Consider the following 26,032-nt stretch of genomic DNA (forward strand, 5'->3'; position numbering starts at 1 on the left):
GCCTTTAATCAGCTAATATATAAGCGCACCATGGAAATGGTGCGCTTTTTTTTCTTTCTGAGTTAAGATTAGCGTATTATTAGGAAATTGAATTCAACAAAGCGGAGTTAAGCCTTTTTATGATGGAAAATCTACGCACGAAGGCGAACAGTCCTTTTATTAAAATTTTGCTAGGGCTCATTATGCTGTCATTCGTGCTGACAGGCGTTATGATGGGCGGCTTAGGTGGCAATAGCGCCAACAAAGCAGCAGAAGTTAATGGACAGTCAATTAGCAGGGAACAGTTACAGCAGGCTTTTCAGCAGGAACGCCAATCATTGCAAGACTACTTGGGAGACAAATTCTCTGAAGTGGCTAGCAACGAAGAAAGCATGAATTTGCTGCGTCGCCAAGCGCTTGATAATTTGATTAATAATGAATTGATTAATCAATATGCTAATGAACTGAATCTCTCAGCAAGCGATCAGCAGATTGAGCAGTCCATTTTTTCTATGCCAATCTTCCAAACAGATGGTCGGTTTGATAGCGATAAATATCGTGAAATCTTAAGCCGTTACAACATCAATGCGGACAGCTTTGCGGCGCAAATTCGCCAAGATTTAACACGTGCTCAGTTAGGTAAAGCCTTCACTGGGACGGACTTCGCTTTGCCATCAGAAGTGAAAGCTTACGCTGAATTATTTATGCAAGAGCGCGAAATTCGCACTGCAACCTTGTCCTTAGCTGACATTCAAGCGAAGCAAACAGTTTCTGAAGAAGAGCTGAAAGCGTATTATGATGCTAATCAAAATAGCTTTATCTCACCTGAAAAAGTACAGGTTAGCTATGTTGAAATGGATGCAGCATCTATGCCAGAAGCTACGGTTTCTGATGAAGAAGTGAAAACGTATTATGAGCAAAACCTGAAAAATTATACTCAGGCAGAGCAAAAACAATACAGTATGATCCAAGTGGCTTCTGAAAAAGAAGCAAACGACATCATCAATGAAATCAAAGCGGGTGCAGACTTTGCAACGTTAGCCGCTGAAAAATCGACGGATAAATTCAGTGCAGGTAACAAAGGCCTGATTGGCTGGATGGAAGCAGCTTCAACGCCGAGCGAAATTATCACTGCAAACTTAACAGAAAAAGGCCAACTTTCGGCTCCTGTTAAAGCGCAGGATAACTACGTTGTTTTCCGTTTAGATGATATCAAGCCAGAGTCAACGAAGCCGTTTGAAGACGTTTCCGAAACGATTAAAGTTAGCTTGCTTCAAGATAAAAACATCAAACAGTTCTACGACTTACAACAGAAAGTTAGTGAAGCTGCAACGAGTGATATGGAATCATTAGTTTCAGTTGAATCTGTTTCAGGCTTAAAAGCCGTCACAACTGATTGGTTTGATCGTAACAATCCACCAGCAGCTCTGAATTTCCCTAAAGTTATCAATGAAGTTTTTAGTGACCGTCTGGTTGATAAAAACGGTTCTAAAGGGATTAACTCCGACGTAATTAACGTTGAAGGTGACCGTGCATTTGTTGTCCGTGTGACAGAATATAAACCAGAAAGCACTGAGCCGTTTGAAACAGTTAAACCTGCGATTGAAACATTAGTTAAGCGCCAAAAAGCAGATGCAGAACTTAAAGCAACCGCAGACAAGCTATTGGCTGACTTGAAAGCAGGTAAAGGCGAAGAGGCCTTAAATACAGCAGGTGTTAAATTTGCTGATGTGCAAACTGTTTCTCGCTTAATGCCACAAAGCGCGACGATTAACGCTGCAATGGAAATGGCTCAACCTGTTGATGGTAAGCCTGCGTACTCACTTGCGCGTGATGAGTCTGATAACTATGTGGTTATTCAGCTGGACAAAGTTACTTTAGGTCAACCAACTGAAGATGAACTGAAACAGTTATCTCGTGAATACCAAGGTGCGATGAGCTCTGCCGTGAATGAAGCGCTAATGCTCAATTTACGTGAAAACGCGAAAATTGAAGTACTGAACCTTGAATAATTGCGAGTAGCTTCGCAACTTAAGTTGTAAGCATGCTATTAAAAGGCCACCTCTGGGTGGCCTTTCGCATTTTTATTTTTCGCTAAATGCGCCAATAACTTTTCTCTGGCACTGTGATGTTTCTACACACAAAGGAGAAATACCATGTCATGGAAAACAATTGTTCAACGTAGTTTAGTCACAACATTATGCTTATTTTTATTGGGGGGATTATCACCTTTAACATGGGCGAAAAAAAATACAGCAGAAAAACCCGCCACAACACTCTCTCAACCAACCGAGTCTACTGAAAACACAAAAGGCACCGATATTAACCAATCGGGTAAAGTGAGTATTAATCACGCCAGTGCGGAAGAACTCGCTCAAAAATTGAATGGAATAGGAAAACAAAAAGCAAAAGCAATTGTTGAGTATCGGGAAAAGTACGGTGCATTTAATTCCATTGAAAATATTTTGGAAGTGCAAGGAATTGGCCCTGCATTTTTAGAGAAAAACAAAAATAAACTGATGCTTTAATAACATGGCTCCTCATTCAAATGATTGAGGAGCCACTTATGTTATGGCTACTTATTAATCACATTTATTGTTTGATGGTAAATAATTTGCGAGCTAAGTCTTATTCGTGACATTTATTCAGCATATTTTCCGTACATTTGTTATTTTTATGTTATCAGAAAATAAACTGGTCGGAGTAGTTATGGCAACAAAAATTAAAGTTCATGGTTATCATATTGATGTATTCCAGCATGTGAATAATGCACGTTATTTAGAGTTCTATGAAGCGGACCGCTGGGAATGGATGAATAAACGCAACTTTATTAGTTGGGCAATACAAAGCAATTTAACCATGGCTGCTGTGAATATCAATGTGAACTATATTCAAGGCGTATTACTGGGAGATGAGTTAACCGTTGTGACACGCATGGATAAAATTGGCTCTAAAAGTGCAGTGTGTTATCAACAAATCATTCGTACTAAAGCAGGTCAATCAGAAGTCGTATCTGATGCTTATGTCACCTTTGTGTTTATTGATAACTTAACCAACAAAGCCATTGTGATCGATGAAGAATTACGCGAGAAGCTGGGGGCGTTTAATTCGGTCGTGGATGATTTTATCAGCTAGCAAATGAAGCCTACCTCATGTTGTTTATTAGGTAGGCAGATGGAGTGGTATATTTATTTGGCTTGTAGCTGTCTTAATGAATTCATAACAGCTTCCTTTTGGCTTAAGTATTCACTTAAGCCATTGCTTCTTAAGTGGCAGGCAGCACATTCACCGCAGCCATCTCCTTGAATACCATTATAGCAAGTCAGAGTCTGTTCTCTGATGGTACCTAGGTGACCATAGCTGTCAGCCAGTGCCCATGTTTGGGCTTTATTTAACCACATAAGGGGCGTTTCAAAACGAATATCTTTTGCTAAACCAAGACTGACAGCGTGGTTAAGTGCTTTAACAAACTCATCTCGGCAATCTGGGTAACCCGAAAAGTCTGTTTCGCATACTCCGGTGATCACCGCTTCTGCTTGGACTTGATAAGCATAAATTGCCGCAAGAGTCAGAAATAAGATATTGCGCCCAGGTACGAAGGTGCTTGGTAAGCCGCTTGCCTCACTTTCTTCAAAGTCAGGAACAGGGATGTTGTCTCGCGTCAAACTACTCACCGCGAGTTCATTAAGTAGAGTGACATCTAAAACTTTATGAGCGGCTGCGCCTAGTGATGCACTGAGTTTCTGTGCAACTTCAATCTCTTGACGATGTCGTTGCCCATAATCGAAGGTGACACAATGCACCTCATCATAATTTTCTAAGGCTTGGATCAGACAAGTTGTTGAGTCTTGTCCGCCACTAAAGACGACAACGGCGCGTTTCATAGTCACTCCTTGGTGATAATTCATGTCATTCAAGAAAACGAGATTTCAGTTTTCTATGTTAGCGAGGTGATAACACAATTAACAGACTTATTTTTACAGGTTTAATCCATTTGGTGTGTTATTTATTCTATTATTGTTTAATTTGTATAAAATTATTCTATAATAAAGCGAATTGGTGACATTATTATTGTTTTTAAATGATGGTGTTTTGCATAATAAGGTTTCCAATACTAAAAACATAACAAAAGCACTCACACCTAAGCCAAGAGACCACTCATGTTAGATAAAATAGACAAAAAGCTGCTTTGCTTATTGCAAAATGACAGTAGCTTATCCCTCAATACGCTCGCTGAAGCGGTTAATTTAACCTCTACACCGTGCTGGAAGCGCCTAAAACGCCTCGAAGATGAAGGATATATTCGCGGGCGAGTCACGCTGCTTGATGGTGAAAAACTTGGTTTAGGCCTAACTGTTATCGTAACGATAAAAACACAGCATCATAATAGTGAGTGGTATGAGCAATTTGTGTCATTTGTTAGTCAGATGCCAGAGGTACTCATGTTCTACCGAATGGCGGGGGAGTATGATTACCTGATGCAAGTTGAGGTACATGACATGAAATCCTATGACCTTTTTTATAAAAAATTGGTTAATGGTGTGCATGGTTTAATTGATGTCACTTCAAGCTTTGCGATGGAAAAAATCAAATATACAACTGTTTTACCGATCCCTGATTAGCTTTTCCATGAAATGATGGAGTAAGGCAGCTTAAAGCGTATAAATTAATTAACATTATTCAAGGCAGTAATACGTGCGATTATTTTCACAACTCAAATGGTATTTTTTAAGTGAATGGCGGCGCTATCTCGGCGCTGTTTGCTTTTTGATTGTCATTGCTATCTTGCAGCTCATTCCGCCTCGCATCGTTGGGGTAGTGGTTGATGGGATTAGCAAAGAAACCATGCAGAGAAGCCAATTGGTCAACTATGTCCTGCTGATGTTATTCATTGCATTAATTGTTTACGGTTTGAGATATGTTTGGCGGCTTTGGCTATTTGGTGCTTCTTATAAGTTGGCAGTTCAATTGCGTCAGAAATTTTATCGTCAATTAAGCCTGCAAAATCAAGCGTTTTACTTGAAATATCGCACAGGGGATCTTATCGCGCGAACGACAAATGATGTTGACCGTGTCGTATTTGCGGCGGGTGAAGGGGTATTAACGTTAGTTGATTCATTGGTTATGGGATGTGCTGTTTTAATCATGATGAGTGTTGAAATTAGCTGGCAATTAACCTTGCTGGCGTTGATCCCAATGCCAATAATGGCGGTCGTTATCAAACGCTACGGGGATCAGCTTCATCATCGGTTTAAACATGCCCAAGGTGCATTTTCATCATTAAATAACCATGCACAAGAAAGCCTAACCAGCATTCGTATGATCAAAGCTTTTGGCCTTGAAGATCACCAATCTAACCAGTTTGAGCAAGTCGCGACCGAAGCTGGTCGCCGCAATATGCATGTCGCCAAAATTGATGCACGTTTTGACCCAACCATATTTATGGCTATAGGCATGGCGAATCTACTCGCCATTGCGGGTGGCAGCTGGATGGTTTTAGAAGGAACCCTCACTTTAGGTGAGCTAACCAGCTTCATTATGTATTTAGGGTTAATGATTTGGCCGATGTTAGCACTGGCTTGGATGTTTAATATTGTTGAGCGCGGTAGTGCCGCTTATAGTCGAATTTTAAGTTTATTAAATGAGCCACTGGTGATTAACGATGGCTCGCATTCATTACAGCCCGAAAAAGGTGAATTGAGTGTGAACATTACCACTTTTAGCTACCCAGAAGCAGCTAGAAACTCGCTACACAACGTGCAATTCAACTTAAAACCAGGGCAGTTTTTAGGAATTTGTGGGCCGACTGGTTCAGGGAAATCGACATTATTAACGTTATTACAGCGCCAATTTGATGTGACTGAAGGGCGTATTTGCTATCAAGGTTTGCCGTTACCTGAAATTAAATTAGATGAATGGCGCGCAAGGTTGTCAATTGTGAACCAATCTCCTTTCTTGTTTTCTGATACTGTGGCAGGAAACATCGCCCTTGGCAGGCCGAATGCCACGCAAGCTGAAATCGAAGAAGCAGCTCGAATCGCCTATGTGCATGATGATATTTTACGTTTGCCTGAAGGTTACGACACACAAGTGGGTGAGCGGGGCGTTATGCTTTCCGGTGGGCAAAAACAACGTATTTCTATTGCGCGAGCGATTTTGCAAAATGCCGAAATATTGGTGTTGGATGATTCCCTTTCCGCGGTGGATGGGCAGACAGAGTTTACTATCTTGCAAAATTTAAGCCGCTGGCGGCAAGGGCGCACGCTAATTATTAGTGCGCATCGTTTATCTGCTTTAGTGGAAGCCGACAACATTTTAGTGCTATCCCAAGGGACAATTACGGCTCAAGGTGAGCATGACTCTCTTATCGCTCAGTCAGGCTGGTATAAAGATATGTATCATTATCAACAGATTGAAGCGGCTTTGGATGGTGAATTATGAGCCAGAAAAAACCACTTTGGCCTGCACTGAAACGGCTCCTTTCATATGGAAAAGCCTATCGTGGTACGATGGGAATTGCCATTGGCATGTTATGGTTAGCGGCAATCGCGGAGGTCAGCGGTCCTCTGCTCGTTAGCTATTTTATTGATAATATGGTCGCTAAAAAAGAAATCATTATGCCATTGACCTTATACATGGCTGTTGGCTTCATATTGTTACAGGTAATTGCTGCACTACTTCACTATTACCAAATCATTTTATTCAATAAAGCGGCTGTTGGCGTGGTGCAAAACTTGCGAACCGACGTGATGAATGCGGCGCTTAGGCAGCCATTAAGTGCATTTGATAAACAACCAGTTGGGCAGTTAATTTCTCGCGTCACCAATGATACAGAGGTGATCAAAGACCTGTTTGTTATGGTTGTTCCAACTGTATTTCGTAGCTTAGCACTGATTTGTGCCATGTTAGTGGCAATGTTTTCCCTCGAATGGCGAATGGCATCCGTTGCAGTCATGATTTTCCCAGCGGTGCTTGTTGTGATGATAGCTTATCAGCGCCTAAGTACGCCGATTGTTCGTCGAGTTCGTTCGTATCTTGCGGATATTAATAACGGCTTTAACGAAGTCATTAACGGCATGACGGTTATCCAACAATTTTTACAGCAAGCTCGATTTGGTGCAAAAATGCAGGAAGTGAGCCAAAATCACTACCTAGCAAGAATGAAAGCCTTAAAGTTGGATGGCTTACTGTTACGGCCATTACTGAGTTTATTTTCTGCCTCTATTTTGTGTGGATTGCTATTTCTATTTGGGGTTGAAGGGACTACAACCATTGGTGTCGGGGTGTTATACGCCTTTATCAATTATCTAGGTCGATTAAATGAGCCACTGATTGAATTAACCTCACAGCAATCAATGTTGCAGCAGGCGGTGGTTTCTGGCGAGCGTGTTTTTGAATTAATGGATAGCCCACAGCAAGGATATGGTGAAAGTATTGCACCATTACAAGGCGGCTCAATCACGATTAAGCATCTCTCTTTTGCCTACCGTGACGACAAATTAGTCTTGAATGATATTAACCTGCATGTGCCGAATAACCATTTTATTGCGTTGGTTGGTCATACGGGTAGCGGTAAAAGCACGATTGCTAACTTGATTATGGGGTATTACCCGTGGCAAGAGGGCGAAATATTGCTTGATGGCCGTGATTTGCATACGTTATCGCATCAAGCGTTACGTAATGGAATTGCTATGGTCCAACAAGACCCTGTCGTATTAGCATCTTCATTTTTTGACAACGTAGCGTTAGGGCGTGATGTCAGCCAAGAAAAAGTATGGGAAGTGCTGGAAACTGTGCAGCTTGCGGGCTTAGTTCGCCAGCTTCCTGATGGCTTAGATACGGTACTTGGTGAGCAAGGTAACACGCTATCGGTTGGGCAGCGGCAGTTATTGGCGATGGCAAGGGTGTTAGTGGTGACACCTAAAATTCTTATTTTGGACGAAGCAACTGCAAATATCGACTCAGGTACAGAGCAAGCGATTCAAAAGGCGCTGCGTGTTATTCGTCAAAATACAACGCTGGTGGTGATTGCACATCGCTTATCAACTATTGTTGATGCCGACGAAGTGATTGTGCTACACCGTGGTGCAATTGTTGAGAAAGGTACTCACTCGCATCTTTTGCAACAAAAAGGGCGCTATTACCAAATGTACCAGTTACAACAAGTTGGTGAATCCTTAAATGCCCGTTGTGATGCTAAAATCGAGGTTGTTCCTAGCTAATTATTCTGCACGATTATGATGCATTCCATAAAACCACTCACTCGAGTGGTTTTTTATTTTGTCATTTCTATTTGAATTTTAAAGATAAATATTTTTTGGCATGGGATTTGCTCTTAAGTCAATGGCGCTCATCGAGGATGAGTGTGTCATCAGCATGACTGATAGGAGCAAGAATGAAATATATCATCGTAATTATTAAACCATTTAAGTTAGATGAAGTGCGTGAGGCGCTATCTGAAATTGGTATTCAAGGAATGACCATCACAGAAGTGCGTGGTTTTGGTCGGCAAAAAGGGCATGCGGAACTATACCGAGGCGCAGAATATACCGTCGATTTTTTACCTAAAGTGAGAATGGAGATTGCGGTTCCTGATGAGCTAGTCGAGTTAGTGATTGAAACTATAGAGAAAAAAGCACATACCGGCCAAGTTGGTGATGGGAAAATATTTATTTTGCCATTAGAGCAAGCAGTACGAATTCGTACTGGTGAAAAACAAGACGAAGCACTTTAGGAGAACGACGATGCGTAAATGGTTTCAATACATATTAATTGCAGTAAGTAGTTTTCCAATGACTGTTTTGGCTTCGCAAGGGGGATTAGATAAAGCAGACAATGCTTTTATGATGATAGCGACGGCCTTAGTGATTTTCATGATTGTTCCGGGTATCGCATTGTTTTATGGCGGGTTATTAAGAAGTAAAAACGTTCTTTCACTCATGGCGCAGACGACGGTGATCCTCGCGTTGGTTTCAGTCATTTGGATTATTTATGGGTACAGCTTAGCGTTCAGCGAAGGGAATGCATTTTTTGGCGGTTTTAGCCTTGTGATGTTAAAGGGTATTACAGTGGAAAGCTTATCTGCCACGATCCCTCAGTTTGTTCATGTGGCATTCCAAGGTGCTTTTGCCTGTTTAACTGTGGCGCTGGTGGTTGGCGCTTTAGGTGAGCGGATCAAGTTTTCAGCCGTGTTAATTTTTACGGTAATTTGGACAACTTTTGCTTATTTGCCCATGGCGCATATGGTGTGGGGGGGCGGTATTCTTTCGCAAGATGGTGCATTGGATTTTGCGGGAGGAACAGTGGTGCATATTAATGCGGCAGTTGCGGGCTTAGTTGGTGCTTACTTACTGGGGCATCGTACAGGCTTAGGAAAAGAGGCGATTAAACCTCATAACTTACCGATGGTATTTATGGGAACATCAATTCTATTTATTGGTTGGTTTGGCTTCAATGCAGGGTCTGCGGGAAGCGCAGATGGTATCGCGGCTTTAGCGTTTGTTAACACTGTTGCTGCGGCGTCTGGCGCAATTTTATCATGGACATTGGCCGAGTGGATTTTTAGAGAGAAACCTTCCTTATTAGGGGCGTGCTCAGGTTGCTTAGCTGGGCTTGTCGGTGTAACCCCTGCGGCTGGAACTGTTGGTGTAGGCGGGGCATTGGTGATTGGGTTACTTTCAGGGATTGCAGGTTTGTGGGGTGTGGTAATACTAAAACGCAAGCTGAAAGTTGATGATGTTTGTGACGTTTTTGGCGTTCATGGTGTCTGCGGGATTTTAGGCTGCTTGTTGACTGGGGTGTTTACCTCGAGTGCATTAGGAGGAAGTGGCTTTGCAGAAGGCATCACAATGCTAAAACAAGTTGGCATCCAAGCGTTTAGCATTTTGGTCTGTGTTGTTTGGACTGCCATTGTTGCGTTTATTGCCTTTATGATTGCCGCTAAGACATCAGGGCTAAGAATTGGTGTCGAAAAGGAAAGGGAAGGTTTGGATATTACTTCCCACGGTGAGAGTGCTTATAACTAAGGCAATCACATTCATCTATCTATGAATTCAGGATAAAACTGTGTTCTATTCAAATTGATAATGGCAGTATGCACGACACTGCCATTACCTTTTTAGTTAAATAAGTGAGTAATTACTTACTTCTCAATATAGGTTGTCTAGCGCGATTGCCTCTTGCGTATCACACCTTCTTGCACCGCTGTAGCAACAAGCTCACCTTGAGGATTGTAGATTTGACCTTTCACAAAACCCCTTCCACCAGATGCTGATGGGCTCTCGACAGCATAAAGTAACCAATCATCAATTTTAAAAGGTCGATGAAACCACATGGAATGGTCAATGGTGGCGACTTGTAGATCTCTTTCCATAAAGCCCCGGCCGTGAGGCTGTAAAGCTGCGGGTAGGAAATTATAGTCGGAAGCATAACCCAGTAAATAGTGGTGTAACGATGGAATATCTGGAAGTTGCCCTTTAGCCTTAAACCAAATATAACGGAATGGCTCTTGAGGTGGCGCATCGAATGGGCTGTAGAATTCTACTGGCCTAAATTCGAAAGGATTAGGCCTTAACGCATATTTTTTGACAGCTTCTGGCAATTTATCGGCTAGCGCTTGCACAATATCATCTTGAGAAATTAATTGGGAAGGTGGCGGAACGTCAGGCATCAAGTTTTGATGCGAATAACCGTCTTCTTGGGTTTGAAATGACGCCGTCATAAAGAAAATAGGTTTACCGTTTTGGATGGCGCTGATACGCCGTGCACTAAAACTTCCACCATCACGTAAAATTTCCACGTCATAGACAATTGGGCGAGAGCTATCACCGGGGCGTAAAAAATAACTGTGAAAAGAGTTAATGAAGCGATCTTCAGGAAGTGTTTGCTCGGCAGCATACATCGCTTGACCAACAACTTGGCCACCAAAAACTTGTGGTAAACCAAGGTCTTCGCTTTGCCCTCTGAAAATGCCTTCTTCAATTTTTTCTAGCTCAATGAGGCTAATTAAGTTCTGTAATTCTGGGCTCATAATTACCTTAATACAGTTAAAAATAATGAGATAGCGGTATTTTCCCATTATTTTACCAAAATAGGTAGACAGATTGTGTATGGGTAAATTGACGTTTACTTATAGTTACAATTTGAAATATTATTTTATTATTTTATTCAAATTGGTTATACTTTTTTCAATTCCCACATCAAAAAAAGATTCTCTAATTTCAATTTTTAAAAATGTTTTAATAAACATTGTCTTATAGGTAATAACTATGATGTTTTTACGCTACCTTGTTAGCCTAATAATCGTTTTTTCACTCATTGGCTGTGAAGGGAATGGCACAAAGCCAAGTGAAAAAGCACTTAATGGTAAAGCTAGCCATAATAACCAAGCCGTCGATTCTGGAAAAATTGAAGGGCGTGTTGTTATTGTGCAAAGTTCGGCTTTGCCAGCAGGCTCAACTGTGACGGTGACTTTAGCTGATACCTCTATTGCGGATTTGCCTGCGCTTATCTTGTCGCAAAAGTATTATGACTCGCTAAATAGCCGACCAACTATCCCATTTGAGTTAACCTATCATAAAAATGAGGTAAGGCCAGAAGGGAAACTAACAGTGAGTGCAACGGTTAGTGCGGATGGTAAATTACTCTATATTACTGATTCAGTTGTTGAAGTAATTAATAATGGCATAACCAAAAATGTTGAATTACTGATGGTGCCTGCTAATTAAAGGCCACAAGCTGAAACTTAATTTTTTGCGGACTAGCATAAAAAATAATTTGTTTTTTTGTGTAATAAATCAGCACTTAGCCGCTGTATTCTTGCTATTTTAGCTGCTATCAAGCATAATGCCCCTGCTTTGAAAGAAGCATTCAATGGGGGCCCTGTTGGTTCTCCCGCAACGCTAACTTGTTAACTTGGTCAGGTCCGGAAGGAAGCAGCCATAGCAGGGGTCGTGTGTGCCGGGATGTCGCTGGCAGGGTTCCCACCCAAAATTCCCCTTATGTTTTACTCTTCAAATTTTTCAATGTATTAAATCCGTAACGACTCAATAATAAAATTATTTTTAATTTATTTAACGTTTAAATTTTATATAAATGTAAAGTTAGCTTTTATTTTTTGTAGTTTCTAGTTCATAAATAGAATAACGTTAAAAATATGGCATGAATTGTTAAAATGAGAAGTGAATTAAATTAGGAATGAAAAATAAGCTGTAAAAGAAGTTATTAGCATTAAAATAATGCCAATATTTTATTGAACTAATGATTCAGTTAGCCGATAAGTTTACCTACCGGCTATAACCATTTACTATCTGCACGTGTTAAAGAAATATTATCTAACAAATTTCCAAACAGAAGCTGGGATTTTATCGTAGAGTTTATTCATAGTAAGTTCAGCAAGGCGATGATCGGCTGCTGAATAAAATAACTCTAACTCATCATCAGATAATTCATACTTATTTTTTTCAATGACTCGCTCAAGTGTTTCAAGTGTTGTGCATTTTCTTAAACGCATCAGATAATCAAATTTGGTCATAACGCCCTTTCTTTTATGAAAAATAACTCGGTAATATACAATGTTATAGTTAGACTAAAGATAAATAATATCTTTATGTTTTGCTGGTGAGACATTTTAGATCATCATCCAGCACGGCGACAAGGTTTTGATTCATTGTTTCCCAATCAATAATTTCACTCAATGTGATGACTGGGCTACCAAATAGATCATAAGTCTCGTCGAGATACTCTTCGATTAATGAGATAACAAGATTTTCTTTTGGGTATTTTATTTTAAAGCGCCAGACAAACGCAGCAATATGCTCTATGAGTTCATTAAGCGCCGCACTTTGCAGAGAACTTAAATCATTAATCCAGTGTGTATTCGTTTTTTGTAAGCTTAAAATAGCGTCTCGATTCAGGCTGTTACACAAGTACTTAAGTTCTGCTATATCATGTCTTTTGGGTGAATATTCATCCATAATCACCTCCGCAGGCGAATCTGACTTTTGCTATGTATCTTTTTATATCAATAATACTGCCATATAAACTAATTAAAAGCACTTAAGATTAATGTGAATATATAATTTGTTAATATATTGAAAAATATAAACTTATTATAGCTTCATTAAATTTTTGAAAGTTTAAACTATTAACATAAGTGATATTCGAATACAGACTAGTAGTGAAAACTGCTTTTTTTTCGAAGTAATAATATCATTATTATTACATAAGTCATCTAATATCAACTGTTTTTTCTGCTTTGATCAACTCGCGAGGTAATGCACTGACTGTTTACTCTGACTAAACGCAATTTATGGGTATATTTAAATGCTCTTCATACATGCCTTATCTTAATACAATTAGAGGTAAAAGATTATACAAAACATGTTATAAAAAGTATTACTCCATTTAGAGTATTTAAATGGTTTATGACCGGGGAGGGGATATTAAAAAGCCCCTGCAAAAAGAAGCAAAGGCTTTTCAAGGTATAAATAATTTAGAGGTAAAGGTTTAACGTAACTCCAGGTTTTAAATCTGCCATTTTGACGCCGGAATTCCAGGTCATTAAATCATTAAGCTTTATCCCGTGGCGCTTGGCAATACTGTAATAAGAATCACCTTTACGAACTTTGTATATCGTACTTTTACGGCTATTAGAAACAGGAGCTGGCTCAGACACTTTGAGGGTTTGACCCGGTTTTATCACGCTGGCAGTTTTAAGGCCATTTAGCTGTTGAATATTTTTTGCGGTCGTATTGAATTTTTTGGCAATACTGGCAATAGATTCGCCTTTACGAACTTTATATGTGGTGATCTTAGCGCGATTTTGACGAGCCGCAGAAATAGCGGTTGGTTGTGCTATTGCTTTAACTTGTTGATTTTGCACTGCAGCAAGGCGAATTGTTTCTAAAACTTCCTGATCGGTCAGTGAGGTTTTGAATTGCTCAGCTTTGGCCGTGGGTAACATAATATAGTGTGGACCCGCAGGTGCGGTAATACCACGTGTATAACCTGAGTTATAGGTTTTGACGGATTCAACGGTTAACCCTGCTAGCTCAGCGGCTTGGGATAGGGTAATTTGTTGGCCGACATCAACTTGGGTTAATGCCCTATTTTTGTTACTTTTAGGCAAGTTAACTTGGTATTGCTCAGGGTTTTTCAGTACTTTACTTAACGCTAAAATTTTAGGGACGTACTGCTTAGTTTCTTTAGGTAAAGATAATGACCAAAAATCTGTTGGCAGCCCAGCCGCCTCGTTCTTTTTAATTGCGTTTTGCACACAACCTTCACCGCAGTTGTAAGCCGCTAAGGTCAGCTCCCAGTCATGGCCAAACATAACATTCAAATTTTCAAGTAAATCAAATGCCGCATTAGTAGATGAAAGAACATCCCTACGTTCATCAACCCATTGCGTTTGTTTTAACCCATATGAACGGGCTGTAATTGGTACAATTTGCCATAAACCCGCGGCTTGTGCAGGAGAGGTCGCTTTTGGATTAAAAGAACTTTCAATAATTGGAATTAACGCTAATTCCATCGGAAGGTTACGCTCATTAATTTCGTCTACGATGAGGTACATATAAGGCTCAGCCCTTAATGCCACATCGTAGACAAAACTTTGTTTATTCATATAGCTGTTAGCCATTTCCCTAATTTGTGGGTTATCAGGGATGTCCATATTTAATTCATCACTAATATAGCCCCATAAATCATAATCAACTTTAGATTGTTGCCGGCTAGCCGCTTGGTTATGTGAAGCAATGGTTTCAATTGTATGATTTACAGGGGGTTTATTCTGCTTGGCTTTTTTTGGGGCGGTTTGACATCCCGCGAGCAGAACAATGGCGATAAGTGTCGCAATTATCTTCATTTTTTCTATTGTTCTTCATTTTAATGTTTAAAAGTCGAACAATAATACTTATCCCACCCCAAGATGACAATCAATAAACTTCAATATTGATCTTTTAATTGACGTAACAGGGTAAAAATAGCTCTCAACGGTGGGTTTTGTATATTAACCTGTAGTTTTTTCTGTAATTGTTGATTATCGCATTGAAGAAAAATATTTATCTTTCTTTCAGTTTTCAATGTGGTAGGAACTGTAGGTTGATGTTTGTCACGCATTTGCGTTATCTTTTGTAAATATTGGGTAATTGCCTCATTTTCAGGCCAAATATGATGAGCAAATTTTAGATTTGATAAAGTATATTCATGGGCACAACAAATTTGTGTGTCATCAGGAAGTGCAGCAATTTTTTGAATTGATTGGTACATTTGCTTTGGGGTACCTTCAAAGATACGACCACAACCAGCCGAAAATAAGGTATCGCCACAGAATAAGTAGGGAGCTTGGTAGAAAGCAATGTGTTCTAGCGTATGTCCTGGTAAAGAAATAATGTGAAAGTTAAATTGGTTGATAATGATGTCGTCACCATCTTCAACTAACTCAGTTGCACCTTTATTGGCTGTTTCCTTAGAACCAAATACTGGCAAGGTTGTAAACTTGTTTAAAATTTCTTCCACACCACCAGTATGGTCGTTATGGTGATGAGTAAGTAAGATGGCGACAGGGGTTAAATGCTTTTGGGTGATTATCTCGAGTACAGGCTCTGCCTCTGCAGGGTCAACGATGATACACTGTTTCTGGTTATCCGCTAAAACCCAAATGTAATTATCATTTAAAGCGGGGACTCGGATTAACTCCATAATGACCTCGAAAACTGTTTAATAGGGGAATTTCATGAAGCCTGCGCGTATTGATAAAAAAATTCAAATGCCCGTTAGTTGGTCTGATATTCCTTTTGGTGAACAATACCGACAAGCGCTGGAAAACCAACTTCGTCCTTGGTGGCCGAAAATGTTTGGTTTTCATCTCCTTAAGTTAGGGCATTTAAGCACTGAAATCCATACCGAAGAATGCCTAATCTCCCATCAGTTTAATGTGGGGGAGAATGATCCTCGTTTTCACCTTATGGCACAACCTGATGCTTTGCCCTTTGCTGCTAAGTCAATTGATGCATGCTTAATGTCTCATTGTTTAGCGTATAGCCATGATCCGCATTGGTTATTGAGAGAAGTTGATCGGGTGTTAATGGATGATGGTTGGTTGATTATTTCAGGTTTTAACCCATTTAGCCTCGCTGGGATAGCTAAATTGGTTCCTGTATTGCGAAAAAAACAGCCCTATTGTAGTCGCTTCTTTCCATCGGTTAGGGTATTTGATTGGCTGAGTTTATTAAATTATGAAGTATTATATCATCGAAATTGCCATGTCATTCCATGGATGAGTCCACAACGGCGGGTCAACAAAAATTGTGGTGGAATTGGTGTGCTGAGTGTCATCGTGGCGCGAAAGCGAACATATCCGCTTACGCCCACGCCATTAAAATTTAAACAACCAAAAGTAAAAATAGGAACGGCATTAGGTGCGGCAAAAGAGCTAAGCAAGCGTACAAAAACACCTAGCGCTTAATCTTTCGCAGGTTGATAACCCGTGTCTTCTTTGGTTGGTGCTGATGCAGCTGCGCGTGCTAATTCATCACATTTTTCATTTTCAGGATGCCCAGCATGGCCTTTAACCCAGCGCCAATCTATTGTATGACGTTGAATTGCCTCATCAAGTCGTTTCCATAAATCAACATTCACGACGGGGGACTTATCCGCTTTTCGCCACTGCTTTCGTTTCCAGCTATGGATCCATTGAGTTATCCCTTGGCGAACATATTGGCTATCCGTTGTTAGGATGATGTCACATGGCCTGTTGAGGGACTCAAGAGCAACAATAGCGGCAAGTAGCTCCATACGATTATTCGTCGTCATAAAATAACCGTCACTCAGCGTTTTCTCATGTTGTTGATAACGAAGGACAACACCGTACCCGCCTGGTCCTGGGTTACCCAAACAAGAACCGTCCGTGAAAATTTCTACCTGCTTTGTCATTTCTGGTACACTCTATATTATTCATTCACCACTAGTTTGACACAAAATACCATTATGAGCACGGCGATAACCCGACAAATTGTCCTCGATACTGAAACCACAGGTATGAATAAACTGGGTGTTCATTATGAAGGCCATAACATTATTGAAATTGGTGCAGTTGAAGTGATTAATCGGCGCTTAACTGGCCGTAATTTCCATGTGTATATTAAGCCTAACCGTTTAGTCGACCCTGAAGCTTTTGAAGTTCATGGGATCAGTGATGAATTTTTACAGGATAAACCCGTATTTGCGGACATTGCTGATGAGTTTCTTGAATTTATTCGTGGCGCAGAGCTCGTTATTCACAACGCACCCTTCGATATTGGTTTTATGGATTATGAATTTCGTAAACTCAATAAAGGTATCCCACCAACAGCCGATTTCTGTACTATCACTGATAGCTTAGTGTTAGCTCGAAAGCTTTTTCCGGGTAAACGAAATAACTTAGATGCGTTATGTGATCGCTATTTAATTGATAACTCAAAACGTATGTTGCACGGCGCGTTACTCGATGCTGAAATTTTGTCGGATGTGTACCTTGCAATGACGGGGGGGCAGACATCGTTATCATTTTCGATGGATGCCGAATCAGCAAATAATGAGCAAGCGTATGAAATTCAGCGTATTGAGCGTCCATCAAGTGGTCTGGCGGTGTTGTATGCTTCCGATGAAGAGCTTATTGCTCACGAAGCACGACTGGATATAGTTGATAAAAAAGGTGGAAAACCTTGCTTGTGGCGGCAGTCTAATGAGGAAGAAGATAGCTTACACTAAGTGTGATTGATTTGAGATAAATAAGCGTAATAAAGAAAGCATTAGTTATTACATCAATTAAAGGCTAAAAACTGCTCAACTGCGCGATTTTTCAAGAAAAAGTATTGACTGCGTAATGAAGTGTTCGTAATATGCATGCGTTCCCAACAGGGGGACATTCGGAGCGGTAGTTCAGTTGGTTAGAATACCTGCCTGTCACGCAGGGGGTCGCGGGTTCGAGTCCCGTCCGTTCCGCCAAACATTGAAAGCCCTGAGCATTAGCTCGGGGCTTTTTTTATGACTTTTATTTGTGCTAGCTCCTCAGTGTTACCATCGGCACCTCTCTTCCTGATACATTTTATTTCACTGATTCATATCGTAATGAACAGGTGATATACGCATAGAATGCGTTTATTATTTTTGTATATGACGATTTTGCAATGCATACTGCTAGTAAGGCGCCTATTTTTGATTTCGAACAGTAACTCATTTTATTTCATTATTAATATAATAGCGGTAATTAGATGCTTTTTTATGCGTTATTGTGGCGTTCAAAAATGCGTTTTTTTTATATCATTGATGAACTATTTCAGTTGGAAATGTTATTTTAGCCGTTGTTCAGATTTTTATAATGCTTCGAAAAGTTGAAAAGCAAAGAGTACATTTTACTTCCCCAAGGATAAACTTGGCGTACTCGATCTTAACACTAGATATCGAATTTTTTTCAGGTAAAAAACCTTAATACTCGTATTTGGTGTTAAATCTCCATTCAAATAATACACTTCATTCCAATTTGTAACAAAATGAAAATACCTATTAGATTAGGTGTCCGTAAAATATATTTCAAAAAATAAGTAATTATATCTATAACTTATTTTCCGTATATTAAAAACATTATTTTAACATTTAAAATTAATCTATTAATCACATAGTTACTTATTAATTGAATACTCTGATTACGTGTTTTTTGTCGTTTCTTGTCGAGGAAATGTTGCGAAAAAAATATATTGACAGACTGTGACTATTGATCTGTTTTATTTTGATAGTTTTAAACATTTTTACACGAAATTGTATCCATTTATATTATTAAGAACAAATTAGTTACGAATAATTAAATTTTGAATTATTTGGTTAATAACATAAATATATTAATAATCGCATTTTATAGTGTCATTCGCTTTATTTCACCGTTGGGAAAGTTTTGGAAATGCTTATGGAATCAAATAAGTTAAGTTATTATGCTGGTTTTTTCTTACGAAAGTCTAGGCGAGAAAAAAATTTAACCGGTAAGCAATTAGCAAAGTTAATGCACGTAAGTCAGCAACAAATCTCTCGTTATGAAACAGGGAAAACGCCATTAACACTAGACCAATTACATCAACTATTAACTTTTCTCGATAAAAGTTGGGTAGACCTTATTCTCTTTGTGCAAAATGAAAAAGAGAATGAGAATAATTTAAAAAATGAAATGGATAAAAAAGAAAACTATTCATTAAGTCGGTATTTAATGGATTTCGTTTCTAGTAAAGAAAAATAACTATCGTTATAAAATTAAAATACGTGGTCAGATTATATTTTATAAAAAACACATTTAAGTGTTTTTTATACTATGTAATTTTTTGTTTGTTATATTTTAAATATTAATTAGAGAGAACAATATGTTTAATAAAAAAATATCATCTGTATTATTATCTGGGATTATTGCTGCTTCTTTTGCGACTGTTGCAAATGCTGATACTCGTACCGCTCAAGCGACAGCAACGTGGCAAGCAACAGCAATTAAAGATACGACAAGTATGTTAGTTGTTACCCCACTGAAAAGCTTAACCTTTAATTATGCTGAAGGTCAAAAAAGCTTTAACCAACAAAATGGTGCATTTGATGTTGCTATTCAAGGCCAATCAGGTGCTACAGACTTTAAATTAACGTCTAAAATTATTGCAAATACTTTAGCAAGAACCACAGATGACTCTACATTAGAAGTGGGTGTTAAATGGAATGGCACTGATTTAAATACAGCAACTGAAACAACATTAATTGATGTTGCAGATGGGGTTACTTCTGGCTTAGATAACTTAGCTGCTGATGGCGTTTATAATAGCTCAGACCGCGCTACCGACCGTGGTGAGTTCACTTTCGTTATTGCTAATGCTAAAGCAGCAGGTGCAGCGGCAGAGTTCAAAGACCTTGATGATGGTGTTTGGGATGGTGATGTAAAAGTTCAGTTTACTGCAAACTGGGAAGGTGACTTCGTTACTCCATAAACTTTTCCATTAATTAAATAATAAATCCTATATTACGATAAAGATAATATAAGGAAATAAATCTTTATCGTTTTTATTCGAGTTAAAATAATGAAAAAAATTGCATTCGCAGTCATTTTATTATCAATGCTACCACTAAAAAATAGTTTGGCTGTTAATGTTGGTAATATTACGGAAATTATTTCTTCAAATGAAGAAACATTATCAAAAGAAATTGAAAACACCGTTGATGCGGCGAGGTTGGTTAATTTAAGTATTGAAAGAATAGACTCACCTTTAGCTGATGGGAAAACCATTCCAATTAACGATCCTAATGAAATATTGTCAACACCAGCGAATATTATTCTTCCGGGTAAAGCGACAGATCTCTTTAAAATTATTTATCAAGGCCCGAAAGATGATCAGGAACGTTATTACAGGTTAAATTGGACGGATGATCCAATTAGTGAGAGTGGAATGACGAAAAGTGCCAAGTCAGCATCGGCGACCACATCAGCAACAATTAGTACCATATTGGTTGTGGCTCCACGAGTTGAGAACTTTAAATATAAATATGATAAAAATAAAGTTGCAAATCTGGGAAACAGTTCTTTTCGTATTGTTGCATCAGGGCCTTGTTTAACTGAAAAAATAAAATTAGGAAACGATGGTATTTGTCGTGAGCGTTATTACCTAATGCCAAATTTAGCAGTTAATCTTCAATTGGTTGATATAAACAATAAAAAAACAAGTATTGGTATTTGGCACAAAGGGGAGTTTATTGTTGTCAAATAATTAGGATTGGGTCTTAATTATGCGTAAAAGTATTATTGCGTTATCAATCATGAGCTTTGTTTTTTCAAATGCACTTTCTGCTAAAGAAATTAAACGAATTAAAGTCGGTGGATATATTATTCCACCTGCTTTTGTCATGGCTTTAGAGGAAGGAATGTCTGTGCCTGTTTTCTTACGTTTGAAAGGGGAGAATGGGCAAAATCAGAGTGAAGATAAAATTGCGGATGCAATCATTATTATAGATCAAGGTAAGATTAAACTTGCGAATATTCATTTTATTGATGTCAATAAAGGCCCCAAGATACAGCCACTATTACTTGAAAGTTTAGAAAGTAAAAAAGATGCATTCTTTAACGAACTTAATAATATTGAAGTTGATAAGAACGCAATTCTACAACTGAATATTGCTTCGTTTAACTTATCTCTTGATGTTAATAAAGAGGCAATTGCACCCAATGAAAAAGTCAGGCAATTTTCATTAGGCGACTCTTCCGTTGAGTCCTTTTCTACGGTAGCTAATTATGATCTCGGGGTTTTTGAAAGTCAGGTAAAAAAAGGGAAAAACTCATCAAGTAGCTATTTTAACTTAGATACGCTATTTGCGATTGCTGAGCACCATATAAACGTAAATGCATCGGCATACAGTATTGGTAAGTCTAATTCTGAGATTGAGCTTTACCGTGCAATGTATGAGCGTGATTTTGATGGCTTGCGTTTTGCCATTGGGTTAATGAGTACGTGGAATTTGCAGTCTATTGCGAGTTTAACCACCTTAAATCGCAGCAAAATATATGCGGCATCTATTGGTAATAATGCTTCAAGTGTTGTCGTTAACAAAAAATATTCCCTGACACCAATTTATGTTTTTTTAAATAGCCCAGGTGAAGTGCGTATTTACCGTGATGAAAAATTACTCAATATCCAAAACTTTCCAATGGGAAGTTATGAGGTAGATACCAGTATTTTGCCGTTTGGTATTTATGACGTCACGATTGAAACTGTTGTAGATGGAAAGGTTGTGACTTCACAACGGCAAACAATTAATAAGTCATTTAGCTCAAGTGGCGCTGATTTTGACAAGCTTAACTGGGAAGTTTATGGCGGATATATCGACTTTGATAAAAAGCGTTATGTCAGAGGGAAACAAGCAGATCGCCAACCACTAGAAAAAAGTTATTTATTAGGGGCGTCTGTTGCAAAAAGCTTCCCTGTATTATCTGGGTTAAATGTTCAAATGTCGAACTACGGTTATGACAATTTTTTAATTAATGAAAGCAGTATTAACCTTTCATTAAACCAATATATTTCTATTTCTTGGCAAGGCATGGTTGAAAATCATGGGAGCTTTAGGAATATTGCTACAGTATCTACCAGCGTACCTGACGGTTATGGTTCTGTTTGGGCTTCAAAAGAAAAAGCGGTTATTAAAGGGGATCTGCCAGTTTATGATTCAAATAGTTACTCTTATGGTGCGACGCTGAACCTTGATAAGGTTGTTGAGCGTTCGGGGGCATTTACCATTAGCAGTACAACAGATAAACGTATTGGCAGTGACTCAATTAACTATGAGTATTCCAATACCTTATTTTCAGGCCGCTATGGTACGGTTGGTTTGAGAACGGGCGTCCAGCGTTACCACTATGATGACCAAAAAAGTATCAATGAAAAATTTATTAGCCTTGATTTTTCATTGCCGTTATCGACTTGGTTGAGCACCGGCCTATCGTCAAGTAATGGCAATATGAAAGCCAATATTTACGCGAATAAACGCTTTGAAGATTCGGTGATTACCGATATTGGTGGATCTGTTTCTAAATTGGTGCGCGATAAAAATAATGGTGAGTCTGATTTCTCAACGATGGGGTATGCCTCCTATGAGACAAAATATAACTCAGGGATGCTGACGGTTAATCGCCCTGATAACCAGAGATTAAATGGTAATTTTACGTCTCGCGGCTCTTTAGCCTATAGCGATGGCACAATTATGCCTAGCGGGCAGCAAGGGAAGTCGGGCGTCATCATTAATTCGGATATTTATGGGGCAGGGAGTATGACCGCACGAGTTAATGGGCAAAGTTACCCAATTAGTGGAAAAAATACGTTTATTCCTTTATCGCCTTATTCAGATTATGACATCCAATTAATGAATGATGCGAAGTCTAAAGACAGTTTTGACATTGTGTCTGGGCGAAATAAGTCAGTCACTTTATACCCTGGGAATATTGCAATATATAAGCCAGAGGTTAGGCAGTTAGTAACGGTATTTGGCCGTTTAAAATCGCCTAATGGTGAATTTATTAAATATGCGTCTATTCGTAACCATATTGGTCGAACCAAAACTGACCACAATGGTGAGTTTTCAATGGATGTGGATGTGCGTTATCCGGTTATTTCATTGTTACAAGAAGATGAGCAAACCATTTGCGAGGCCGATTTAAATTTAGAGGGAGCTCGCGGCGCATTGTGGTTGGGTGATGTGACTTGTGACCCGCAGCGCACAGTCGCATTGAGGCAATGAGAATTTTATGATGATGAAACCGATTTCTTTTTTTTCTCTTAGTAGCATTATTTTCAGTATGTTATTCAGTTCAACGGCGGGTGCCGTTGCACTGAGTAACTCCATTGTTTTTGTTGAGAATGGCGTGGATGATGAATATTTTGTCACGCCGAGGTCGTTAGACCCTCGCTTTACTGGCGCGAATAAATTTTCCCGTTATTCAGCAAAAAGCCAAGAAAGTTTAGGCTATATGGGCTACACCAATACTTCGATTCGGGCAAACCAAAATGTGGATATTTGGTTTGAAAACTCGCCTATTGATGGCCCATTTATCGGCAACCGCTGTATGCGTAATTATTGCAACCGTGATACAGGGTATTGGCCTGCACAATATGTCGGCCGAAATGGCGCATATAAAATCGTTCAGGACAATACATTGGGTGAAGGGGCATACGCACGAGGCATTTTTAGCGAATCAACCTATCAATACTTTAGGCAGATGGCTGTTGGTGCGGTTGAAACCTATAGCTACCGTGCATGCATGACCGACTTGGATTATGACCCAGCGAAAGGGGAAAGTTGTCAAAGTGTCGGCGGGCGAATTATTGCATCTCACGAATTTACTATCACCAAATCCGCCCATATTAAGCTTAGCTCAACAGGGGCAATGCAAGAGGTTTACATTGACAGTAATGGGAACCCAAGCTTAGGGCCAGGGGAGCAATTTTGCCGAATTGGCGTTGTTGATAAAGTGAATGGTTTGATTTGCCAAGTCGTGAAACATGAAACATCAGGGGATGTTTTTGCCAACGTGTTACTGAGCTTAAAAGTAAACTCAACCCTGATCCCATTTACGGTTGCGGGAGCATCAATAAAAATTGGGCCTGATGATGGCTCGAATATTTGGCGTAATTATAATTCAACCTATGCTGCGAATACGTATTTTAAAAGTTCGAACCAATATGTTTCTATCTTTTTTTCCAATACGTTTTTTAAGCAGCTCGTGACGAATAATGTGGATTTTACCAATAGCCAAGACTTTTTTACCTTTTCGTTTACTAACCCTGCGGCTGCCCCACAATCAGGGTACTATGAATTTACACCATCAAACCAGTTAGTGATCAAGCCTCGGGATTACAGCATCAGCATTGTGCCAGCGGATTATATTCCAAACCCGTCAAAGACAGGTAAAATTGGCCCTGAAGAACCGCCGATTGAGTTTAATTATATTGTGACGACCAGTGGCCCTCGGCAGGCTGACTCTATTACGGCTAGGGTCGAAGGCCCAACCGTTAATGTCAGCGGGCAAAACTTCTGTTTGTTCAGTTCTGACGATGATAAATTTCGCGTGCCATTCTCAGCTTACCTGTCATTTAAAAATGCATCAGGCGCCGAAGAGTCTTATCGTTCAAGTTGTGATGGTACGGAAATATCGATGAATAATGCCTTATGGGCAGAAACGCCGTGGGATATTCCTAACCAAGACTTAGGGTCATTTTATCGGACTTATTTAGATTTACGCTTTCCAATGAATGAGTCTAATTCGTTGTTTACTTTGGATGGCATTGATTGGTTGGGTACGGTGTCTGCTAGTGGAACTGTCGTTGTGAAGGCGATTTGGACGGGGCCCGATGTGCATCTATAAGCGATTTTACGAGTTCATATTATTTGGGGTGATATTGTTATTCTTTGGGAAGGCGCATGCGTTATATCTAAGCTCGGATATTTCAGCACTTGAACCAAATAAAAGCTTTTTCTCAAAGTCCTATATCAATGATACAAAAAAGGTCAATTTATATACCTTTAGTGCTTATCAAATAGATAAGCCAGAGAGCAAAGAACAAGGAAAGCCAATAGAAGAGGGGGAAATTATTTTTACTCCCTTAAAAAAAATCTTATTACCCGGGGAGCAAGAATATTTTAAGATTTTTTATCGCGGTAAAGAAGACGATAAAGAGCGTTATTATAAAATTGTGATTAGTGAAACGGCGCTGGATGTTGAAACTGATCCGGCTTCGAATCAACAATCGTTATTTTACCCCACGGTGAGTTTAGAAACCTATTTTGTGGTTAGACCGAAAAAAGTTGATTTCCAATATGCCATGGATGGAAATGCGGGCGTATTAAAAAATACGGGAAATACCTATTTTAGGGTGTTAGTCCACGAAAGTTGCGAGGTGAACGACGATGAGCAGCCATTAGTTCTTCACCTTTTACCTCAACAAGAATTTCGCAATACGGCTTTAAAGAAAAAAAGCCGTAAGTACATTGTTATTTTTGATAAATACCATTCTATAGGCAACTGCGATTAGCCTGTTTAAAATTTCATATTATATGATTAGCCAGTAATGCTTATTGTTACTGGTTTTTTTTTAATTCATTAGCCTTCCATGATGTGAAGGGTTTGCGTATTTCTACTTAAATCAAAACAAAAATATTCGGGCATATTGAGGCACTTTTTTGCTTAAAAGTTTGCCAATTATCACTAATGTGGCAGCTAAATGTGCTAGATGCATAAATCACCTTGATCCCAGACAGTGAACTCAGGTTTAATAAGGTTAGTCACTTGCGCAAAAATGTAAGCCTTAAGGGATATTTTGCGCAATGGAATGGATTCAGCTTTGCGGCAGTTCAATTTATTCACGATCTGCTGCCATGAACATAGCAAATATTGCGGTATGGATAGAATTGGGTTACTTTCAATCGCGCTACATCGGTAAATTGACGTTTTTCGTTGCGGCGAAATCAAAGTAGCACTATCCGTATTGCGTTGTAAAAATTGGTTTAA

The 26,032-nt window shown here is 39.3% G+C and carries 24 protein-coding genes, 1 tRNA gene and 1 other RNA gene; 19 read left to right on the forward strand and 7 right to left on the reverse strand.

Features of this window, described 5'->3' with window-relative positions:
- The first annotated feature begins 119 nt into the window (after positions 1 to 119).
- The 3 genes from ppiD to AC4IFT_RS03855 all read left to right on the forward strand — a co-directional run bounded on the left by ppiD (position 120) and on the right by AC4IFT_RS03855 (position 3,114).
- Positions 120 to 1,991 carry a peptidylprolyl isomerase gene (gene ppiD, locus AC4IFT_RS03845; protein ID WP_490750656.1) on the forward strand — a complete coding sequence of 624 codons (1,872 nt, stop codon included), beginning with the start codon at positions 120 to 122 and terminating at the stop codon, positions 1,989 to 1,991.
- A gap of 144 nt (positions 1,992 to 2,135) precedes the next feature.
- A complete protein-coding gene (locus tag AC4IFT_RS03850) occupies positions 2,136 to 2,507 on the forward strand; it encodes a ComEA family DNA-binding protein (RefSeq protein ID WP_490731770.1) in 372 nt (123 codons plus the stop codon).
- 181 nt (positions 2,508 to 2,688) lie between these two features.
- Positions 2,689 to 3,114 (forward strand): acyl-CoA thioesterase, encoded by a 426-nt coding sequence (locus AC4IFT_RS03855; protein ID WP_273803208.1) that lies wholly within the window; start codon positions 2,689 to 2,691, stop codon positions 3,112 to 3,114.
- A gap of 53 nt (positions 3,115 to 3,167) precedes the next feature.
- On the opposite strand, the gene queC is transcribed toward AC4IFT_RS03855, so the two are convergent.
- On the reverse strand, positions 3,168 to 3,863 hold the full coding sequence (queC, locus tag AC4IFT_RS03860) for a 7-cyano-7-deazaguanine synthase QueC (protein ID WP_490750657.1): 696 nt from the start codon (positions 3,861 to 3,863) through the stop codon (positions 3,168 to 3,170).
- A gap of 276 nt (positions 3,864 to 4,139) precedes the next feature.
- On the opposite strand from queC, the gene AC4IFT_RS03865 reads away from it, so the two are divergent.
- The 5 genes from AC4IFT_RS03865 (at position 4,140) to amtB (ending at position 10,004) form a co-directional block, all read left to right on the forward strand.
- The gene (locus AC4IFT_RS03865) at positions 4,140 to 4,601 is read left to right on the forward strand and encodes an Lrp/AsnC family transcriptional regulator (RefSeq protein WP_219245763.1); all 462 of its coding nucleotides are present in this window, start codon (positions 4,140 to 4,142) and stop codon (positions 4,599 to 4,601) included.
- A gap of 73 nt (positions 4,602 to 4,674) precedes the next feature.
- Positions 4,675 to 6,420, forward strand: a complete 1,746-nt coding sequence (locus AC4IFT_RS03870) for a SmdA family multidrug ABC transporter permease/ATP-binding protein (RefSeq protein WP_490750658.1) — start codon at positions 4,675 to 4,677, stop codon at positions 6,418 to 6,420.
- A complete protein-coding gene (locus AC4IFT_RS03875; protein WP_490750659.1) occupies positions 6,417 to 8,201 on the forward strand; it encodes a SmdB family multidrug efflux ABC transporter permease/ATP-binding protein in 1,785 nt (594 codons plus the stop codon). The genes AC4IFT_RS03870 and AC4IFT_RS03875 overlap by 4 nt, the downstream gene beginning before the upstream one ends.
- Before the next feature lie 173 nt (positions 8,202 to 8,374).
- The gene (locus AC4IFT_RS03880; protein WP_490750660.1) at positions 8,375 to 8,713 is read left to right on the forward strand and encodes a P-II family nitrogen regulator; all 339 of its coding nucleotides are present in this window, start codon (positions 8,375 to 8,377) and stop codon (positions 8,711 to 8,713) included.
- Positions 8,714 to 8,723: 10 nt separating this feature from the next.
- Positions 8,724 to 10,004 carry an ammonium transporter AmtB gene (gene amtB, locus AC4IFT_RS03885; protein WP_490731779.1) on the forward strand — a complete coding sequence of 427 codons (1,281 nt, stop codon included), beginning with the start codon at positions 8,724 to 8,726 and terminating at the stop codon, positions 10,002 to 10,004.
- Positions 10,005 to 10,141: 137 nt separating this feature from the next.
- Here the strand turns inward: amtB and tesB are convergent, their stop codons facing one another.
- Positions 10,142 to 11,008, reverse strand: coding sequence for an acyl-CoA thioesterase II (gene tesB / locus AC4IFT_RS03890; protein ID WP_490750661.1), 867 nt, complete (start codon positions 11,006 to 11,008; stop codon positions 10,142 to 10,144).
- A 238-nt stretch (positions 11,009 to 11,246) separates the two neighbouring features.
- On the opposite strand from tesB, the gene AC4IFT_RS03895 reads away from it, so the two are divergent.
- Positions 11,247 to 11,705, forward strand: coding sequence for a YbaY family lipoprotein (locus AC4IFT_RS03895; RefSeq protein WP_490731783.1), 459 nt, complete (start codon positions 11,247 to 11,249; stop codon positions 11,703 to 11,705).
- A gap of 155 nt (positions 11,706 to 11,860) precedes the next feature.
- An RNA gene (gene ffs, locus AC4IFT_RS03900) (signal recognition particle sRNA small type) lies at positions 11,861 to 11,957 on the forward strand.
- Positions 11,958 to 12,307: 350 nt separating this feature from the next.
- On the opposite strand, the gene AC4IFT_RS03905 is transcribed toward ffs, so the two are convergent.
- The 4 genes from AC4IFT_RS03905 to gloB form a co-directional block, all read right to left on the reverse strand.
- Entirely contained in the window at positions 12,308 to 12,511 is a 204-nt protein-coding gene (locus AC4IFT_RS03905; RefSeq protein ID WP_490731785.1) for an HHA domain-containing protein, read from the reverse strand.
- Positions 12,512 to 12,584: 73 nt separating this feature from the next.
- The gene (tomB, locus tag AC4IFT_RS03910; protein WP_490731787.1) at positions 12,585 to 12,953 is read right to left on the reverse strand and encodes an Hha toxicity modulator TomB; all 369 of its coding nucleotides are present in this window, start codon (positions 12,951 to 12,953) and stop codon (positions 12,585 to 12,587) included.
- 518 nt (positions 12,954 to 13,471) lie between these two features.
- Positions 13,472 to 14,845: a murein transglycosylase D gene (gene mltD / locus AC4IFT_RS03915; protein WP_490731789.1), complete on the reverse strand. Its 1,374-nt coding sequence runs from the start codon at positions 14,843 to 14,845 to the stop codon at positions 13,472 to 13,474.
- Positions 14,846 to 14,925: 80 nt separating this feature from the next.
- Complete coding sequence (gene gloB, locus AC4IFT_RS03920) at positions 14,926 to 15,681, reverse strand: hydroxyacylglutathione hydrolase (protein ID WP_490731791.1); 756 nt, start codon at positions 15,679 to 15,681, stop codon at positions 14,926 to 14,928.
- Between the two features lie 34 nt (positions 15,682 to 15,715).
- Between gloB and AC4IFT_RS03925 the strand changes: the two genes are divergently transcribed.
- On the forward strand, positions 15,716 to 16,447 hold the full coding sequence (locus AC4IFT_RS03925; protein ID WP_490750662.1) for a class I SAM-dependent methyltransferase: 732 nt from the start codon (positions 15,716 to 15,718) through the stop codon (positions 16,445 to 16,447).
- On the opposite strand, the gene rnhA is transcribed toward AC4IFT_RS03925, so the two are convergent.
- Positions 16,444 to 16,914: a ribonuclease HI gene (rnhA, locus tag AC4IFT_RS03930; RefSeq protein ID WP_490750663.1), complete on the reverse strand. Its 471-nt coding sequence runs from the start codon at positions 16,912 to 16,914 to the stop codon at positions 16,444 to 16,446. The genes AC4IFT_RS03925 and rnhA overlap by 4 nt on opposite strands.
- A gap of 54 nt (positions 16,915 to 16,968) precedes the next feature.
- Here rnhA and dnaQ point away from each other — a divergent pair, with 54 nt between their 5' ends.
- The 8 genes from dnaQ to AC4IFT_RS03970 all read left to right on the forward strand — a co-directional run bounded on the left by dnaQ (position 16,969) and on the right by AC4IFT_RS03970 (position 25,556).
- Positions 16,969 to 17,730: a DNA polymerase III subunit epsilon gene (gene dnaQ, locus AC4IFT_RS03935; RefSeq protein WP_490731797.1), complete on the forward strand. Its 762-nt coding sequence runs from the start codon at positions 16,969 to 16,971 to the stop codon at positions 17,728 to 17,730.
- A gap of 160 nt (positions 17,731 to 17,890) precedes the next feature.
- Positions 17,891 to 17,967: transfer RNA gene (locus AC4IFT_RS03940), tRNA-Asp, on the forward strand.
- A gap of 955 nt (positions 17,968 to 18,922) precedes the next feature.
- On the forward strand, positions 18,923 to 19,246 hold the full coding sequence (locus AC4IFT_RS03945; RefSeq protein WP_490731799.1) for a helix-turn-helix domain-containing protein: 324 nt from the start codon (positions 18,923 to 18,925) through the stop codon (positions 19,244 to 19,246).
- 121 nt (positions 19,247 to 19,367) lie between these two features.
- Positions 19,368 to 19,973, forward strand: coding sequence for a common pilus major fimbrillin subunit EcpA (gene ecpA / locus AC4IFT_RS03950; RefSeq protein ID WP_490731801.1), 606 nt, complete (start codon positions 19,368 to 19,370; stop codon positions 19,971 to 19,973).
- Between the two features lie 90 nt (positions 19,974 to 20,063).
- Positions 20,064 to 20,747: an EcpB family pilus assembly chaperone gene (locus AC4IFT_RS03955; protein WP_490731803.1), complete on the forward strand. Its 684-nt coding sequence runs from the start codon at positions 20,064 to 20,066 to the stop codon at positions 20,745 to 20,747.
- 19 nt (positions 20,748 to 20,766) lie between these two features.
- Entirely contained in the window at positions 20,767 to 23,265 is a 2,499-nt protein-coding gene (locus AC4IFT_RS03960; protein ID WP_490731805.1) for a TcfC E-set like domain-containing protein, read from the forward strand.
- Positions 23,266 to 23,323: 58 nt separating this feature from the next.
- Positions 23,324 to 24,889 carry a fimbrial protein gene (locus tag AC4IFT_RS03965; RefSeq protein WP_490732048.1) on the forward strand — a complete coding sequence of 522 codons (1,566 nt, stop codon included), beginning with the start codon at positions 23,324 to 23,326 and terminating at the stop codon, positions 24,887 to 24,889.
- Positions 24,876 to 25,556: a fimbria/pilus periplasmic chaperone gene (locus AC4IFT_RS03970; RefSeq protein WP_490750664.1), complete on the forward strand. Its 681-nt coding sequence runs from the start codon at positions 24,876 to 24,878 to the stop codon at positions 25,554 to 25,556. The genes AC4IFT_RS03965 and AC4IFT_RS03970 overlap by 14 nt, the downstream gene beginning before the upstream one ends.
- Positions 25,557 to 26,032 lie beyond the last annotated feature (476 nt).

Source organism: Providencia sp. UF-183 (genome assembly GCF_058246155.1).